Origin of the sequence: Nonomuraea sp. NPDC005983, from assembly GCF_040614375.1 — a bacterium.
Taxonomy (GTDB): Bacteria; Actinomycetota; Actinomycetes; order Streptosporangiales; family Streptosporangiaceae; genus Nonomuraea.
Window position 1 is genome coordinate 19,697 of sequence record NZ_JBEXUP010000013.1, and the last position, 16,148, is coordinate 35,844.

The window sequence follows — 16,148 nt, forward strand, 5'->3', positions numbered from 1 at the left end:
AAGACGGTAATGATGTTACTTGTGACACCTGGTGGGATTGAAGATTCTGAGAGCAGAGTGACCCATTCGAGCCTCGAACGCGCGGCGTCCGAGCACTCCGAGGTGGCCCGCGCCGTGGCCGGGGAAGCGGCCTTCCTCCGGGAGGACCTCGCCGGGTTCGGCGACCGGTGGGGCGGCGGCGAGCTGGGCGCCACGATCGGCGCGCTCGACGCGATCGTGCTGCGCATGCTGTACGACAGGTGCGCCGACCTCGCCGAGTGGCACCAGGATGACGCGGACCGCGTCAGGGCCATGTCGGCGACCCATCGCGAGGCCGAGCTCGACACCGTGGCGACCATCGAACAGACCGCGGCGGACGCCTGAGGCGCTCCTCAGGAGTCCCCACCCGGCTCGCTCCCCGGCTCACCGCCCTGCTTGCCGGGCTGGTTATCGGGCTGCTTAGCGGGCTGGCTGCGCCGCTTCGCGGTCGCTTGCTCCCAGGCCTTGACCGCTCTCGCCTGTTCCGCGTCCGTTGCCGGCTTGCCGAGGTGCGGCTGCGCCGCCCTGGACGGCGCGGCCGTCCCCTTCGGCAGGGGCGGCCTGGCGAGTCGGGCCGCCCGCCGCCTGGCCAGGAGCGCCCCGGCCCGCTCGAACAGCCAGCGGCAGATGGCGGACAGCAACCGGTACGTCGTACGCAGCAGGACACGGATCAGCGCCCCGATGCCCTTGATGGCCGCCTCTGCCAAGACCCTCCCGGCCGCGCCGAAGAACCCCGCCGCCTTCAGCCTTCGGAACAGGATGACGGCGGCCACGGCGAGAGAGACCTTGAGAGCGGCCATCAGGAAGCTCCCTGAAGCCTGACCGGTCGCGGTCGCCAGTGCGGCCCTGACGATCTCCCTGGTCTGCGCCGGCGCCCCGTCCTCGCCCGCCGTGCTCGTGCGCATCGCGGTGATGGCGCCGCCGGAGTTGCCGGCCCTCACCTGCTCGCCCGCCGCGGTCGCCTTGGTGCTCTGCCAGTGCACCGCGTCGGTGAAGCCGATCAGTCGCCGGCACGCGCCCAGCAGCGACTCGGGAGTGCAGTCGGGCGCGGGGATGCCCGTCAGCGCCAGGGCCATCCTGACCCCGCCGGGTAGCTCAAGACTCACGATGGAACTCCGAGGTCGGGTTACGTGATCTTACGGATCATCTGCACGGCTACCTCACGCCGGATCGGCGGGCGTCTCCGCGGGCGTCTCCGCGGGCGGATCGGCCGGCGGATCAGCGGGCGGCTCGGCAGGCGGGAGGAAGGCGGTCTGGGTCAGGCGAGAGCCGAACCGCCTCTCGACGTAGTAGCCACGGCCGGTCGGCAGCGGATGCGGACGGACGTTGCCGAAGAGGTAACCCTCGTCCTTGCTGCCGGAGAGGATCACCGCCGGGCTGGCCAGGTCCTTCATCTTGGTGATGATCGGATCGAACATGGCTCGCCCGATGCCGCCCATCTGGCGGGCCACGACCAGGTGCAGGCCAATGTCACGTGCCTGGGGCATCAGGTCGGCCAGGGGCATCAGCGGGTTCGTCGCGCCGGCGACCAGGTCGTAGTCGTCGACGATGATGTACAGGTCGGAGCCCTGCCACCAGCTGCGCGTCCTGAGCTGGTCCGGCGTGAGGTCGGCGGGGGGCAGCCGCTTGAGCAGCGCTCCGCGGGCGTTGTTGATCAGCTCGGTGGCGGCCGCGCTGGAGGCGGCGTAGCCGATCCGGTGCTCGGTGACCGCGGTGTCCAGCAGCGCGCGCCGGTAGTCGATGACGATGAGCATGGCCTCGCGCGGCGTCTGCCTGGCCACCACCCCTTCGGCGATCACCCTGAGCAGGTTGGACTTGCCGCTCTCCGTGTCGCCCACGACGATGAAGTGCGGGTCGGCCTCGAAGTCGAGCAGCACGGGCGAGAGCGTGGCCTCGTCGATGCCGATCGGGATCCGCTTCGGGCCCGTCGCGTCCGGTCCTGGCAGCATCGCGGCGGGCAGCACCCCGGGCAGCAGTCGCACGCCCGGCGCGGCCTGGCCCTTCCAGGCCTCCCGCACCGCCTGCACCAGGGCGCGCACTCCCACCGCCAGGTCCTCGGCGTTCTGCACCCCGTCGATCCTCGGCAGCGCCGACAGGAAGTGCATGCCGTCCTTGGTGAGGCCGCGACCCGGCACGCCCTCCGGCACGGCCATCGCCGCCTTGCGGTTGATCTCCGACTCGTAGGAGTCGCCCAGCTTGAGCTCGATGCGCGTGCCGAACAGGTCACGGATGCCGGGCCGGAACTCGGACCACTTGTTGGTGGCCGCCACCACGTGGATGCCGTACCCGAGGCCGCGCGCGGCGAGGTCGGTGATCACGCCCTCCAGCGCCTCGTACTCCTGCCTGATGGTCAGCCAGCCGTCGACCACCAGGAAGATGTCGCCCCAGCCGTCGCCCTCGATCTGCCCCTCCGCGACCTGGCGCCGGTAGGAGGCGAACGAGTCGATGCCGAGCTCGCCGAACATGCGCTCGCGGTCGCGCATGATGTTGGAGATCTCGGCGATGGTCCGGCGCACGCGGTCGGCGTCGAGCCGGGTCGCCACGCCGCCGACGTGGGGGAGCCCGTCCAGGGTGCCGAGCGAGCCGCCGCCGAAGTCCAGGCAGTAGAACTGCACCTCACGCGGCGTGTGAGTGAGGGCCATGCTGGTGATCAGCGAGCGGAGCATCGTGCTCTTGCCGCTCTGCGTGCCGCCCGCCAGGCCGACATGCCCGGCGGCGCCCGACAGGTCCAGCCAGAACGGGTCGCGTCGCTGCTCGAAGGGCCGGTCGATGATGCCGACCACCGCGTGCAGCTTGCCCCGACCCGCCCAGCCGGGCGTCGTCAGGCCCAGATCCGGCGTGACCGACAGCGGCGGCAGCAGGTGGGTGAGGGTGGGCGACTCGGCCAGCGGCGGCAGCCAGATCCGGTGCGCGGCGGGGCCCGCACCCTCCAGCCTGCTCACGACGATGTCGAGCAGGCTGACCTGCGGCCCCTTCTCCTCGGCGGGCACGACCTCCGCCTTCGGCTCCTCCACGACCGGGATCGGGGCGAAGGCCGGGGTGTACTCCACCACCTCGTGGATCGACGAGCCGCCGTCGGCGTCGGTCGCCTGGCGGGGGTCGGCCTGGTACGCGCCGGAGACGTAGGCGGCTTTGAACCGCGTCATGCCGGTGGTGTCGAACTTGAGGAAGCCGTTGCCCGGCGCGGACGGCAGCTCGTACGCGTCGGCGACCCCCAGCACCACCCGCGACTCCATGGCCGAGAAGGTGCGCAGGCCGATCCGGTACGACAGGTGGGTGTCGAGGCCGCGCAGCCGTCCCTCTTCGAGACGCTGCGAGGCCAGCAGCAGGTGGACGCCGAGCGAGCGGCCCAGGCGGCCGATCATCACGAACAGCTCGATGAACTCGGGCTTGGCCGTCAGCAGCTCGCTGAACTCGTCGATGATGACGAACAGGGTGGGCATCGGCGCCAGGTTGGCGCCCTGCTCGCGGGCGCGCTCGTAGTCGCGCAGCGAGGCGTAGTTGCCCGCGGCGCGCAGCAGCTCCTGGCGGCGCACCATCTCGCCGTGCAGGGCGTCGTGCATGCGGTCGACCAGCGGCAGCTCGTCCTCGAGGTTGGTGATGACGGCGGAGACGTGCGAGAGCGTGTCCAGCCCGAGGAAGGTGGCACCACCCTTGAAGTCGACCAGGACGAAGTTGAGGATCTCCGACGAGTGGGTGATCGCCAGGCCGAGCACCAGGGTGCGCAGCAGCTCGCTCTTGCCGGACCCGGTCGCGCCGATGACCAGCCCGTGCGGGCCCATGCCGCCCTGTGCCGACTCCTTGATGTCGAGGTCGACCATCCGGCCGTCGGCGCCGAGCCCGATCGGCACCCGCAGCTTGTTACGTCCCGCCCTGGCGCGCCAGGTCTGGGCCGGATCGAGCCGGGTCGGGTCGCCGACGTTGAGCAGGTCGGTCAGCGTGGTGTTGGCGGACAGGACGTCCTGCACCTCGCCCCCGCCCGTGCCGCTCGACAGCCGCAGCGGGGCGAGTTGTCTGGCCAGCCCTTCCGCGCGAAGGTAGTCGAGCTGGTCGGCGTCGCCCAGCCGGGTCTGGCTCTGCTTGCCGGCGTGGTCGATCTTGACCATGTGGAAGCCGTCGGGCTGGATGTCGAGCCTGAGCGTGCTCTTCTCGTCGACGGGGCCCGAGGCGTCGGACAGGTCGATCACCGTGACGCCCTGGATGGCGTCGACTCCCAGCTGCGAGTCGTGCGGCACGTGCCCGCCGTCGATGATCAGGATGTGGTACGGCAGGGAGTCGGAGGGGGAGCCGGGCTTGAACCGCGCCCGCTCCTTGAGCTCGCTCCCGAGCAGCCTGTCGAGGTCGGCCAGGTTGTCGGACATGAGCCGCACGGGGCCGGCGGCGTCCATCTCGTCCGGGTGCAGGGCGTGGGGCAGCCACTTGACCCAGTCCCAGTGCGGCATCCACTCGTCGTCGGCGCACACCATGATCCGCATGTCGTCGGGGGCGTGGAAGACGGTCACCTGGGCGATCATCGCCCGGACGAGGTCGCGCATGGCCGTGGGGTCGCCGGTCAGCTTGATGCGGGCGAACGAGCCGAGGGCCACGGCCACAGGGAGCTCGGAGACGGTGGAGTGCGCGCGTACGAACCTGCGCAGCGCGCCGGCTGACAGCGCGTCGAGGTCCTCGACCGGCTTGGAGTCGGGCGGGACGAGCTGGATGGCCAGCTTCTGCACGCCGGTGCCGAGCCGCACGGTGCTGAAGTCCTCGTCGCGCGGCCGGCGCTCCCACAACCGGGGGCCCATCGCGACCCACCACAGCGACTCGGGCGAGGGCCCGCCCCATTCGAGCGCCTCGCGCTGCTGCTTGGCGGCCCTGCGCGACCTCTTCCTGGCCTGCGCGAGATACCGGAAGTAGTCACGGCGCAGGCCGTTCAGCCGGTGCTTGCGCTCACCCGACTGGCGGCCCATCTGGCCGATGGTCACGCCGACCATCGAGAAGGCGAACAGCCCGCTCGCCACGTACATGAGGGGGTTGCCGCCACCGTTGGAGGTGAACATCAGTGCCATGGCCGCGCCGCCCGCCACCATCGGCAGATACGTCAGGACCATCATGAAACCCTGCCCCTGGACCTCGGGGATCTCCGGCGGCGACTCGAGCAGGATCTCGCCGCGGGGCGGCTTGGGGCTGGGCCGGCGCTCGGGGCGCCGCACGATGACGATGCTCACCCTGGAACTGCCTCCTGTGATGTTGAAAGACTTTCTTACCAGAAGCGCATGAACCCCCGCCTGCCCGATATGTTCTTCCTGTCGTGCTGGATGTGTGACAAGGGGGACGGGTGTGAGGTCGCTGGCTCAAGGGACCCATGGGCCTATACCGCAGGGCGCCCTGCCCCAGTCAGCTGCTCCGCTGCCCCCGTTGTGCCACGTCACGATCGTGGCGCCGCGCAAGCGGATGGATCTGGCACTGCCTGTCGACATCCCGCTGCCGCACGTCCTGCCGAGTGTGCTGCGGGCCGTGGGCGAGGTCGGCGGCGAGTCCGCCTCGGGGCCGGGCTGGGTGCTCCAGAGGCTCGGTGGCGCGCCGTTCGACCTCGGACAGAGCCTGGCGGCGCTGGGCGTGCTCGACGGCGAGGTGCTCTACCTCAGGCCGCGCGAGGCCGCGCTGCCGCCCGCGCTCTACGACGACGTCGCGGACGTGGTCGCCACCGGCATCAAGGAGCGCGCCGGCACCTGGAGCGAGCGCAACACCCGCCGGCTGGGCCTGGGCGCCGCCTGCGCGCTGCTCTGCGCGGGCCCGCTGGCGCTGCTGCTGGCGGGGCCGCCCTGGATGGTGACCGCCATCGTCGCGGGCGCTCTCGCGCTCCTGCTGATCATCACCGGGGCCGTCATGTCCAGGGCCGTGGGCGACTCCTCGGCGGGTGTCCCCGTCGGCTACGCGGCCCTGCCCTACGCCTTCCTGGCGGGCCTGCTCGCGCCCGCCGGTGACGGCGGCGTGCTCTCCCAGGGCGCGCCCAGCGTGCTGGCCGCGCTGGCCTGCACCGCGCTGGCCGCCACGTTCGCGGGCATGCTCGTCGCCGACGGCGTGGTGGGCTTTCTCGGCACGGCCATCGCCTCCGTGGCGGGGGTGGCGGGTGCGGCCGTCGTCATGGTCTTCGCCGTGCCCGCCGCGGGGGTGGCGGCCGTCACCGCCACCATCCTGCTGGCCCTGAGCCCGCTGATCCCCACGCTCTCCTTCCGCATCGCGCGCGTGCCGATGCCCGCGATGCCCACCACCGCCGAGGAACTCCGCGGCGACAATCAGCTGGTGGACGCCCCGGCGATCAAGGAACGCACGCTCCAGGCCAGGAACTACGTGACCGGCATGATCGCGGGGGTCGCGCTGGCTGTCGCGGTCACGCAGGTCTTCCTGGTGCTCGACGGCGGCTGGATCGCCCGGGTCATGAGTGTCACCCTGGCGCTGACGATCATCATGCGCGGCCGCGTGTTCAAGGGAGTGGGACAGCGGCTGTGGCTGATCCTCTCCGGGGTGGCGGGCCTGGTCATGCTGGCGATCTCGTTGAGCGACGGGCGCGGCGGCGTGATGGCCGCCGTCCTGGTGATCGGGCTGCTGTGGGCGGGGCTGATCGCGATGGGCCTCGGCGTGTGGCTGCCGTCGGGCAAGCCGTCCCCGTTCTGGGGGCGTGCCGGGGACATCGTCGACCTGATGCTGATCGCCGCGCTGTTCCCGCTCGCGCTCGGCGTCCTCGAGGTCTACACCTGGGTGCGCGGGCTGTCCGGCTGAGCCGCTACCGGTCCGAGCGGCGGGTCAGCCGGTCGATGGACGCCAGGCTGTTCTCGATCGACATGCTGAACGACTCCTGGATGTCGTTGACCTGCCGCTGCAGGGCGTCCATGTCGAGGGGGAAGCGCGCGGCGTCACTGCCGAGCGCGTTCGCCAGCATCTCCTCACCCTGGCGCTGGGCGTCCGCCTGAGCGGCGCGCACGGCCGCGGTGACGTGGTCGGCCAACTCCTCGCTGCCCATGCGCATGGCGCGCGGGTCGATGGTGATCCGCTGGATCCCGCCGGCGTTGTCGACCAGGGCCCTGACCTGCTGGTCGGCGCTCTCGCCCGTACCCGTGATCGCTCCCAGTTCGTCGCTCATCTCGGTGAGGCGGAGGATCGACTGCTCGCTCTCCCTGGCCATGCGCTCGAGGTTCTCCGGGAGGAGGTCGTCGGGTCGGAAGTCGGTCATCGCAGGGCGTGTCCCTTCGGGGTCGAGGCGGCTCTTGCAGCCGCTGGTTGTCCACCGTGCAGCCAAGGAGATCTTGGTTAACGGAGGACGAACACCCCTGGACGATCTTGTGAAACAACCCGTAATACCCCCGATTACGGTCATTTCGTGTTTTACGTTGTGACGCGGCGTGGTGGCTGTTTGAGGGGGGACTGTGAGCCGCGACAACCTCGCGTATTCGGCGGGCATCGAGCATTCGGCCGAGCGGATCAAGAACGACCTGCGGCCCATCTTCACCGGCCTGTGCGACGCGATGCCCGACACCGACATCCCCGACCCGGGATTCGGTCCGGTGGGCAACCGCGTGCTCGCGAACACCTACCACGAGACCCAGCAGATGGCACTGGACCTGCTGAACGAGGCCATCGAGGTCATCGACAGCTGGGAGGACCTGCTCAAGCTGGCCGCCAAGAACTGGCGGGTCGCCGAGGACAAAGGCATCGTTCGGTACGAGGGACAGGGATAGGCGGAAATGTCGGAGGCGAGCTACACATTCACGCGGCTCGACACGGGGACGTCCGCGCCGGGAAGGGTGCTGCTGCCCAAGGCGCTACCGCCTGGGCCGGGTGGGCCGCCTGCCGGGTTGCGGATGATTCGCCTCCTGGGGCGCTATTCGATGTACCTCATCCCCGCGGGCCTGCTGGCCGCGACGGCCTGGGCGAACGAGAGAGGAATCGCCCAGGCCGCGACCAACTGGGGCGCGATGAACATGGTCCTCGACGACGGTCTGAAGGCCGTCATGCCCAACATCCAGAACCAGCTGCGGAAGAACTGGAAGGGGTTGGACCAGGAGGCCGCCGAGGCGGCGGTGGGACGGTTCTCCGCGGAGGCGGCGAAGCTACGCCACGTCTTCGCCGACATCGGCGGCGTGCTGGACGAGATCGGCGGCACCATCCGCAGATTCTGGACGGAGATCATGTACCTCGCGGGAGCGCTCCTCGGAACGCTCATCGCCACCCTGATCGCCAAGAGGTTCCCGCATCTGCGCCTCGTCGCCACCCTGCAGGAGGCGAAGATCGGCAAGCTGGCCCTCAGCGGGACCGCGCTGATGGTGGGGCAGCTGAGCCTCATGATCGCGTCCGCGGCCAAGACCATCTTCATGGAGATCAGGAAGATGCGTCAGCTCAAGGTCGTGGCCCCCAGCGGCAAGCTGGCGGTCGACTTCGACAAGGCCAGGTTCAAGACCAACGACCTGCCCCCGTTCCACAAGCCCGACCACCCGGGCCAGCTCCCCGACGGCGGCGAGGAGTTCTTCAGGGACGCCTCGCCGGTCGATACGGGGAAGAGCGGCTCTCAGCAGAATGGCGGGTCTCAGGGGAGCGGGAAGCCTGACCAGAACGGGCCGACACGGGAGAACGGAGGGCTCCGGCGCGTCCGTGGCGGCTCCAGCCTGTGGGAGATCGCGCAGGAGGCCTACGGCGACGGCAACCGCTGGCAGGACATCTACAAGGCCAACCGCGACGTCATCGGCCCCAACCCCGCCGTCCTCAGAGAGGGACTGGACCTCAAGATCCCGGAGTGATCGCTCCTGTGGCTCATGAGGTTGGTGCGCTGATTGCGGTAAAACGTCCGGAGCGCTACTTTGCTGGACGTTTATTCCTCCAGGATGGAGCGTCAGATGCAGGAGTTCGGGGACTTCGCGAACATCGATATTGACAAGCTTCTCAAGACCGCCGATGGGCAGTTCGCCCAGATGGAGGAGTTGCAGAAGACCATGGCCGACCTCGTCGGCCGGGCCCAGGACGAAGACGGGCTGGTCGTGGTGGAGTACTCCGCTGAGGGGCTGCACGAGCTTGAGCTGCACCCCAAGGCGATGCGCCTGAGCTCCGGCGAGCTGGCCGAGATGATCAAAGAGGTCGTCCGGGAGGCCGCCGCTGACCTGCAGAAGCAGGTCAGCGAGGCGATGGGCGAGGTGTTCGGGGAAGAGGACAACCCGATGAAGTTCATCAACGACCCGGAAGCCGCGCTCGACCAGGTCAGGAGCGCCGAGGCGTCCTACAACCGGACCTTCGAGGACGTCATGGGCGAACTCGACCGTATCCGCCGCCGCCTCGACCTCTGAAACCGGCTACTTCTTCTCATCGGCCCAGGCCAGCTTCACCTGCTGGAAATCCGGCTTGCCGCCCGATGGATGCTGGACCTGGTTCTTGAGGAAGTGCCGCTGCAACTCGTGCCAGCCGGCGCCAAGGACCAGGATCCCGCCCGCCACGATGCCCAGTACGCGCTGCTTCTTCAGCACCTCGCCCAGCGAAGCGAGCACCCTCTTCGCGACAACCTGCGCTGCCGCCTGACCCGCTGCGGCTCCTAACGGTCCGGTGGCGATGGCCGCGGCGGCCATGCGGGACGCGACGACCATGGTTACGGCCGCCGCCAGGCAGAGGCTGGCACATGCGACCGACACGGTCGAGGAGCGATGCATCGTGTGGCTGGCGTGCTGCATGATCTCCATGGCCTTGTCGACCCGTTCGATGACGTCCTTCATCGTCTTGTCGAAGTTGTCTCTGTCGCCGGCGTCCCATTCCTTGGGCTTGCCGGACTTTTCGGTGCTGGCCAGCGCCTTGCTGAGGTCTCTGAGGTGCTGTGCGGAGGTGTCGTAGTGGTCGCCGAGCCTCGACTGCCCCTCGGGGCTGTTCCACAGCACGCCTATCGTGACGGGGATGGCCTTTGACGCCCAGCCGGGGATCATAACGGAGGCACAGATGGCGGTGCCGATCGCCGCGGGGTAGACCCCTACCACGGTGAGATCCATCAATGCCCCGTTCCCGTGCTCTTGCTATCGGCCTCTTCCCAGACGGCAGAGGTCTCCTTCAACGCGGAATCCATCCGGTTGAACAGGTTGACGCCCTCGCCCATGTAGTCAGCCGCTGCGCTCCTGATCCTGTCATGGCCCAAGCCGAAGGGGAGACCGGCGAGGCCGAAGACGAGTGGGCTGGCGCGGTTCTCGCTGGTGACCTCGAGCGCCTTGCTCATGTGAGGTGAGGCCTTGTTGATGATGATATAGGCGACGTTGTCTATGTCTTCTTTGTCTGATTTCTTGTCTTTTTTGTCCGAGCCGCCGTCGCCACCGGTACCGTCGCGGCCGTCCTTCCCCGTGTCGTCCTTGCCCTTGCCGTCTTTGTCCTTGTCGTCTTTGCCTGTGCCGTCCTGGCCCCCGCCGCCGGGTACGCCGCCACCACCGCCGCCGCTGGGGATGTCCGTCGATGGCGAGTCGGACCCATCGGGCTTCTTCTCATCGTCCGGCTTTTTGTCATCGTTGGGCTTTTCGGTTCCGGTGGGCGGTTTGTCGGTGCCGTCGCCCGGGGGAGTCGTCCCTGGATCCCCGGTCCCGGGCGTGCCCGTGCCATCGCCCGTGCTGGGGTCGGAGGGGTCCTTCCCCGGGTCGTCGGTGCCCCCGGAGCCGCCGTGATCTCCGGGAGTGCCCTGATCGTCCCCGGGCGTCTCAGGCGTGGTCTCCCCGCCGTCGCCCGTGTTGCCGTCGTTTCCGTCCGGGTTCTGGGGGTCGTCGCCGGTGTTGCCGTCGGGGTTCTGCGGGTCGCTCGGGTCTGTCTGGCCGCCGTCGTCGTTGCCGTCGCCGGGCTGGTCGGGCGACTGGTCCTGTGGGTCGTTGGGTTGCCCGTCCGAGGGGTTCTCGTCCTGGTCCTGCGGGTCCGTGTCCAGGCGGTCGGACGCCTCCCACTGCGGATCGCCCGGTGCGGCCTGCGGGTCGACGAAGCCGGGCTCGCCGTCGTCCGTTCCGGCCCCGTCTGTTGGGGCGTTTGCCGAGGCGTCCGGTGCGGTGTCGTCCTTGTCGGGGGCGGAGTCCTTCTCGCCGGCGGGCTGGGAGACCTGCGCGTCGAGTTTCTGGCCGTCCGCCGTCACGACCTCTGAGAGCTGGGTGGGCTCGTCCGGCTTCGAGTCGTCCTGGACGGCCTGGCGGTGTGTCTCGTGGGACTCGCGGGGTGCGGGGTTCTGCTGCCCTGAGGAGGCCGGCACGACGGTGAACTCGGTGGACGTCGCACTGGGCGCGCCCGAAGGGGACGCGCTGACCGCCCCCCAGTTGAGCAAGCTCTCGACGTCCGGCTGCTGGTTCATCGGGATCCCCTCCGCCCCTCGGTGATCAGAGACGCTAGACCAACCATGGGTGAACATGCCTGTAGAGGGCAAACCGCCACTTCTTGTTGACAGAGAATTCACAAGCGCCGTAAGACGGCGATAGCCCATCTACCTGCACATTTATCCGAAAGTGATCTGGCTGTTCCCGATCTGTAACCGACGGTGTCGCGACTCGTGTTGCGGGTGATAGCTAGCGTGTCCTTTGATGGTATTTGTGAGGATCATGCCCTCCGTCTGCTCTGAGCATGACGAGGGTTAGCACAGAGTCAGATCTCGGGAGGAACCTCAGTGGGACTCTTTGGCGCCAGCCCGCAGCAGCTCAACGTCGCGGCCGGCCATGTGGAGGCCGCCGTCACATACATCGAAGGCCTGCGCAAGGGGGTCGGGAACACCGTCAACGAGCTCGTCAACTCCGGGCAGGCCTCCCACTGGGAAGGTGGGGCTGCCATCAAGTATCGGCTGCACATGGAGAAGTGGGACAAGGCGTGCCAGGACATCATCCTGGACCTGCGCCTGATCTACGACAACCTGCGCGACAGCTCCAGCACCTACGCGAAGGCGGAGGAGGAGGTCCGGCAGCACAACGCCAACCTCATCGAGAGCGACGTCAACGTCGCCGGGGTGGGAGCAAACGAGAACCGGGTTGACTCGCTCATCAATGTGAAGGCCTAAGTCAACCTTTAGCTGCGCTGAATGGAGATCGCTTTGTCCGACGGCTTGATGCACGACTTCACGAAAGTAAACTTCGCTCAGATGCAGGCCGCTCAGGAGGGCCTGCTCAAGGTGGTGACCGAGCTCGACCGGACCACCGACGAGCTCTACCGGAAGCTGCAGACCGACCTGGGGGCCGCCTGGGTCGACGGTGGCGACGGCAAGGGCGCGAGGTCCTTCTTCGACGAGCGCCGCGCCTACTGGGACGCCAAGGAGCAGGAGATGGGCAACCAGCTCCATGAGGCCGCCAAGGTTATCGGCATGGCCAACGAGAACTACCAGCGGGCGGAGAACTACAACCGCCGGCTGTGGGAAGACCCCAACCGCTAGGCCTTGCTCGCCGACTCGGCCATCGCCAGTCGGCGATGGCCGAACGCACGTCTGTCACGGGGCGAAATGACGCAAAAAGATGCCATGTACGGTCCGGATCCTCTGCCCATCATCACTGACTGGCCCGGGCTCGACGGCGACGTGACCGTGGAGTACTCGGTCAAGATGATGAGGTCGATCGCGGACGAGCTGAAGTCCTATACCTCCGGTTTTCATGGCCCTGGGTCGTGGGACGGATACACGACCGGGTCGACGAAGAGCCTCGCGGACCACTGTCAGCTGACCGAGGCGCAGATAGGCACGTGGAACGACGCGAAGGCGTACTGCGACACCGTCGGTGCGAACAGTGCTGGGACGAAGTTTCTCCAGGTGTACACCGAGTGGGTCGAGATGTACGACCGGATTGTTCGGGCGATCGAGGCCAACGCCGACGAGTACGCCAGGAAGACCGCGGACAACGAGGGTGGCCGTGAGGCCTGAGGAAGGTCATCGTGGGTGACAAGCGCAAGGTCGTCGTCATCTACTCCTTCGAGGCGCTGCCCCAGGGCGCGGAGGTCAAGGCCTCGAAGAAGGAAATCGAGCAGATGCTCAGCGACACCAAGCCGATGCAGATCGACGACGCCGGCTTCGCCTATCTGAACGTGGCGGGCACGATCGACCTGGCAGTCAGCGCCTTGGAGAAGCACGCCAGCAGGCTTGCCAAGGACTGGAAGGGCCCCACGGCCGCCAAAGTACAGAAGGCCATGCAGATGATGCATGCCAGCGGCACCGAACTGTCCTCGAAGATGAAGCTGATGGACGGCGCCCTCAGGCTCTACAGCGAGGAACTGCGCAACGCGCTCGAGGAGGTCAAGGGGATCTCCGTCGATTTTGGCGACGACATCGAGAACAGCCCCGAAACCAAGGCGGCCGCGAAGAAGGCGAAGGCCTCCGCGGAGGACGCCCAGGCGCAGAAGGTGATGAAGAAGCTCAACGAGCGCATCGCCGAGCTGTTCCAGAACAACGTTCCGGGCGACGTGTCCTACGAGCTGCCCCCCGTCGGCATCCCGGGAGAGGGCAGCCCCTCGGGCAAGAAGGTGCACTACGAGACCATCTCGTCGGGCAAGGACTCCTCCAGCAGCCACTCGAACAACCCGGCGCCCTACGAGAGCAGCACGCGCGACGGCGGTTCGTCGGGCGGGCACGGCACCACAGTGCATGGCTCGGGCTCCGACCGCGACAGCACGCCCTCCGGAGGGGACAAGAACCCGGACGGGCGCGGCTCCGACAGCACCGGATCGGACGGGCGCGGTTCGGACGGCACCGGCACCGACCGGCCGGGCGCGGACGGCCAGGACGGCAAGGGCCAGGACGGAACCGGCTCGGACCACACGCCCGCGGACGGCACGAACCAGAACCCGGGCAACACCCAGGATCAGCAGAACGGGTCCGACAGAGGCCGCGACACGGGCAGCACCGTGTCTCCTGTGATCGGCAAGGACGATCCGCGGCAGACCGAGGTCGCGAACTTCACGCCTCACACGCCGACGACCGCGCCGTTCACCACCACCTCCATCCCCACCACCACCATTCCGACCACGGCCATCCCGGCGACGACCGGCCTCACGCCGGGCGTTCCGGCAGTGCTCGGCGCTCCTGGAGGGTTCGCGGCGGGCCCCATGGGCGGCGCGTCGGTCTCGGGGATGCCCGCGACCGCGGGCACGGGGATGCTTCCGCTCGGTGCGATGGGCGGAGCCGGAGCCGGTGGCTCGGAGGAGGGCGTGGAACATGGGACGGACCTTTCGGAAGACCGAGACGTCTGGGCGTCACCGCACCGGGTGACCGACCCTCGTATCGGCTGATCGGGCTTCGCCGGCAGTAAAGAGGTTTGGACACATGGGAGATCAGGATTCGACGTTCTCGCTGGGCGACCTGCCCGGGGCGACGTCCGGTGTGAAGTTCAAGCAGGGCAAGCTCGAATCCAACGGCAAGAAGCTCACGGGTGACTCCGAGAACGTCGGCGGGCTCGCGAACAGAACGAAAGGCATCAACCTGGCCTGGCCGGGTTACGGCTTGACGGGCCGCGACGCCGCCGCCGCCCATGCCCAGGCACGGGCGCAGCACATCGAAACGCTGAAAGTGGCGCGCAAGGTGCTGGAGTCCTGGCGCGACGCGCTGAAGGTCGCCGACGACAAGTACACCAAGGCGGACGAGGACAGCGGCTCCGGCATCGACAAGCTCGGTCTCGGCAATAAGACGCCGACGATTCCCGCGAGCCTCGGCAATCTCGGTAATCCCAACTTCGGCAACCCGAACGTCAACACCCCGGATCTCAAGGATCCCAACCTCAACACCCCGGATCTCAAGGATCCCAACCTCAACACCCCGGATCTCAAGGATCCCAACCTCAAGAACCCGAACCTCAACACCCCGGATCTCAAGGATCCGAACCTCAACAACCCGAACCTCAACGACCCCAGGCTCAACGATCCCAACCTCAAGACTCCCGACCTGAACAACCCGGATCTCAACAACCCCAAGATCAACGACCCAAACCTCAAGACTCCCGACCTGAAGCAGCCGGACCTGTCGGGGCTGGATCCGAGCAAGACCAACCTGCCGGATCCCACGAAGACGGACCTCTCCTCCCTCAACCCGTCCGACCTGCAGACTCCCCAGATCCGCACTCCCGAGGGCGTCACGACGACGGACCCCGGCCGTATGACGGCCGGAGGGCCGGGTGCCGGCTACGGCGGCGGCTCGGCCGCCGGCGGCACGCCGCCCAACATGAAGCTGCCGAGCGGCCTGAGCGGCGGGAACGGGATGGGCGGCATGCCCTTCATGCCGATGACGCCCATGTCCGGGGCCGGCGACAAGGAGAAGGAAGGCACCGGCTCCGACAAGCTGCACGGGGACGAGGACGACTGGGGCGCCGGCGAGGACGCGGCACCGGCCGTCCTCCGGCACGAAGGCATCTGACATGGAACTCGGTTTCGCAGGGAACACCTTCATCATCGCGGGAACGATTTGCCTCGCCTGCGCAACCATCATCAAGAGGCCGATAGCCGTCACCATCGCTATGTCCATCTTCGCGATAGCCGCCGATTCGGACACGATGCGCAAATGCGGCGATGAATGGAAGACCAAGAAAAACGGCGGCCAGACCACGGAACTGGACGAGCTGGCGAAGTCGATGCTCGCCCTGCTCACGAGCCTGGAAGGGGACGCCCACTGGGACGACGGCGTCTTCAAGACCGTCTTCAAGCCGCAGGCGGACCAGTTCGTCGAGGAGGCGGGGAAGTGCGGCACCTACCGTGACGGGGTCGGGGATACGCTCCACTCCAGCGCTGATCTATACGACAACCTCCGCAAGCTGGTCGTCCTCGTGACCGTGGCGATGGTGGGGTGGGCGATCGCCGTCGGGGCCGGTAAGGCGACTCCTGGCACCTGGTTTGGCGTCCAGCTCGTGGTCAACGAAGGGTTGAAGAAACTGTGGGCCGAGACGATTCGACCGGTGTTGGGGAAGTTGATGATCCACGCCTTTGCGGTTGGCGGGATCTATCAGGGTGTCAGCATGCTGAGCATGCAGCAGCAGATAAAATTCCAGGAGATGCAGGCACGGCTTCCCATGTTCGACGGCCTCGCGCTCGGCAACGACAAGACGACCGGGGCACTCACCCCCAAGAGCATCGGCCTGGACACGAACAGCATGCCCGCCGGCACGCAGGCGCCCGGCAGCACGGCCGAGACCTGACAGCGCCCGCTT

The 16,148-nt window shown here is 68.0% G+C and carries 16 protein-coding genes; 11 read left to right on the forward strand and 5 right to left on the reverse strand.

The features are described from left to right. Positions 1 to 57: 57 nt before the first annotated feature. On the forward strand, positions 58 to 363 hold the full coding sequence (locus ABZ297_RS08940; RefSeq protein WP_355341724.1) for a hypothetical protein: 306 nt from the start codon (positions 58 to 60) through the stop codon (positions 361 to 363). An 8-nt stretch (positions 364 to 371) separates the two neighbouring features. Here the strand turns inward: ABZ297_RS08940 and ABZ297_RS08945 are convergent, their stop codons facing one another. Continuing rightward, a complete protein-coding gene (locus ABZ297_RS08945) occupies positions 372 to 1,124 on the reverse strand; it encodes a hypothetical protein (protein ID WP_355341727.1) in 753 nt (250 codons plus the stop codon). A gap of 54 nt (positions 1,125 to 1,178) precedes the next feature. Further along, on the reverse strand, positions 1,179 to 5,225 hold the full coding sequence (gene eccCa, locus ABZ297_RS08950) for a type VII secretion protein EccCa (RefSeq protein ID WP_355341730.1): 4,047 nt from the start codon (positions 5,223 to 5,225) through the stop codon (positions 1,179 to 1,181). A gap of 190 nt (positions 5,226 to 5,415) precedes the next feature. Between eccCa and eccD the strand changes: the two genes are divergently transcribed. After that, positions 5,416 to 6,780, forward strand: a complete 1,365-nt coding sequence (gene eccD, locus ABZ297_RS08955; RefSeq protein ID WP_355341733.1) for a type VII secretion integral membrane protein EccD — start codon at positions 5,416 to 5,418, stop codon at positions 6,778 to 6,780. A 4-nt stretch (positions 6,781 to 6,784) separates the two neighbouring features. Here the strand turns inward: eccD and ABZ297_RS08960 are convergent, their stop codons facing one another. Further along, the gene (locus ABZ297_RS08960; protein ID WP_355341736.1) at positions 6,785 to 7,231 is read right to left on the reverse strand and encodes a YbaB/EbfC family nucleoid-associated protein; all 447 of its coding nucleotides are present in this window, start codon (positions 7,229 to 7,231) and stop codon (positions 6,785 to 6,787) included. A 193-nt stretch (positions 7,232 to 7,424) separates the two neighbouring features. On the opposite strand from ABZ297_RS08960, the gene ABZ297_RS08965 reads away from it, so the two are divergent. The 3 genes from ABZ297_RS08965 to ABZ297_RS08975 all read left to right on the forward strand — a co-directional run bounded on the left by ABZ297_RS08965 (position 7,425) and on the right by ABZ297_RS08975 (position 9,332). Continuing rightward, positions 7,425 to 7,736, forward strand: a complete 312-nt coding sequence (locus ABZ297_RS08965; RefSeq protein WP_355341739.1) for a hypothetical protein — start codon at positions 7,425 to 7,427, stop codon at positions 7,734 to 7,736. Positions 7,737 to 7,742: 6 nt separating this feature from the next. Next, positions 7,743 to 8,792: a hypothetical protein gene (locus ABZ297_RS08970; RefSeq protein WP_355341742.1), complete on the forward strand. Its 1,050-nt coding sequence runs from the start codon at positions 7,743 to 7,745 to the stop codon at positions 8,790 to 8,792. A gap of 96 nt (positions 8,793 to 8,888) precedes the next feature. Beyond that, positions 8,889 to 9,332 (forward strand): YbaB/EbfC family nucleoid-associated protein, encoded by a 444-nt coding sequence (locus ABZ297_RS08975; protein WP_355341745.1) that lies wholly within the window; start codon positions 8,889 to 8,891, stop codon positions 9,330 to 9,332. Between the two features lie 6 nt (positions 9,333 to 9,338). Here ABZ297_RS08975 and ABZ297_RS08980 read toward each other — a convergent pair whose 3' ends face one another. Then, complete coding sequence (locus ABZ297_RS08980) at positions 9,339 to 10,019, reverse strand: hypothetical protein (protein WP_355341748.1); 681 nt, start codon at positions 10,017 to 10,019, stop codon at positions 9,339 to 9,341. Next, positions 10,019 to 11,341, reverse strand: coding sequence for a hypothetical protein (locus ABZ297_RS08985; protein ID WP_355341751.1), 1,323 nt, complete (start codon positions 11,339 to 11,341; stop codon positions 10,019 to 10,021). The genes ABZ297_RS08980 and ABZ297_RS08985 overlap by 1 nt, the downstream gene beginning before the upstream one ends. A 309-nt stretch (positions 11,342 to 11,650) precedes the next feature. On the opposite strand from ABZ297_RS08985, the gene ABZ297_RS08990 reads away from it, so the two are divergent. From ABZ297_RS08990 to ABZ297_RS09015, 6 genes are all read left to right on the forward strand, one after another. Continuing rightward, positions 11,651 to 12,034, forward strand: coding sequence for a WXG100 family type VII secretion target (locus ABZ297_RS08990; RefSeq protein WP_355341754.1), 384 nt, complete (start codon positions 11,651 to 11,653; stop codon positions 12,032 to 12,034). Between the two features lie 81 nt (positions 12,035 to 12,115). Further along, positions 12,116 to 12,403, forward strand: coding sequence for a hypothetical protein (locus tag ABZ297_RS08995; protein WP_355341757.1), 288 nt, complete (start codon positions 12,116 to 12,118; stop codon positions 12,401 to 12,403). A gap of 84 nt (positions 12,404 to 12,487) precedes the next feature. Beyond that, positions 12,488 to 12,883: a hypothetical protein gene (locus ABZ297_RS09000; RefSeq protein WP_355341760.1), complete on the forward strand. Its 396-nt coding sequence runs from the start codon at positions 12,488 to 12,490 to the stop codon at positions 12,881 to 12,883. Positions 12,884 to 12,894: 11 nt separating this feature from the next. Further along, positions 12,895 to 14,244 (forward strand): hypothetical protein, encoded by a 1,350-nt coding sequence (locus ABZ297_RS09005; protein ID WP_355341762.1) that lies wholly within the window; start codon positions 12,895 to 12,897, stop codon positions 14,242 to 14,244. Between the two features lie 91 nt (positions 14,245 to 14,335). Then, positions 14,336 to 15,361, forward strand: coding sequence for a hypothetical protein (locus ABZ297_RS09010; protein ID WP_355341765.1), 1,026 nt, complete (start codon positions 14,336 to 14,338; stop codon positions 15,359 to 15,361). A gap of 1 nt (position 15,362) precedes the next feature. Beyond that, entirely contained in the window at positions 15,363 to 16,136 is a 774-nt protein-coding gene (locus ABZ297_RS09015) for a hypothetical protein (protein WP_355341768.1), read from the forward strand. The last annotated feature ends 12 nt before the right edge of the window (positions 16,137 to 16,148 follow it).

What these genes read in the sequence shown, in the direction of transcription:
- ABZ297_RS08960 (WP_355341736.1), bottom strand. Translation starts at nt 7,231, where the DNA reads ATGACCGACTTCCGACCCGACGACCTCCTCCCGGAGAACCTCGAGCGC.
- ABZ297_RS08985 (WP_355341751.1), bottom strand. Translation starts at nt 11,341, where the DNA reads ATGAACCAGCAGCCGGACGTCGAGAGCTTGCTCAACTGGGGGGCGGTC.
- ABZ297_RS09015 (WP_355341768.1), top strand. Translation starts at nt 15,363, where the DNA reads ATGGAACTCGGTTTCGCAGGGAACACCTTCATCATCGCGGGAACGATT.
- ABZ297_RS08995 (WP_355341757.1), top strand. Translation starts at nt 12,116, where the DNA reads ATGCAGGCCGCTCAGGAGGGCCTGCTCAAGGTGGTGACCGAGCTCGAC.
- ABZ297_RS08980 (WP_355341748.1), bottom strand. Translation starts at nt 10,019, where the DNA reads ATGGATCTCACCGTGGTAGGGGTCTACCCCGCGGCGATCGGCACCGCC.
- ABZ297_RS08970 (WP_355341742.1), top strand. Translation starts at nt 7,743, where the DNA reads ATGTCGGAGGCGAGCTACACATTCACGCGGCTCGACACGGGGACGTCC.
- ABZ297_RS08975 (WP_355341745.1), top strand. Translation starts at nt 8,889, where the DNA reads ATGCAGGAGTTCGGGGACTTCGCGAACATCGATATTGACAAGCTTCTC.
- ABZ297_RS09000 (WP_355341760.1), top strand. Translation starts at nt 12,488, where the DNA reads ATGTACGGTCCGGATCCTCTGCCCATCATCACTGACTGGCCCGGGCTC.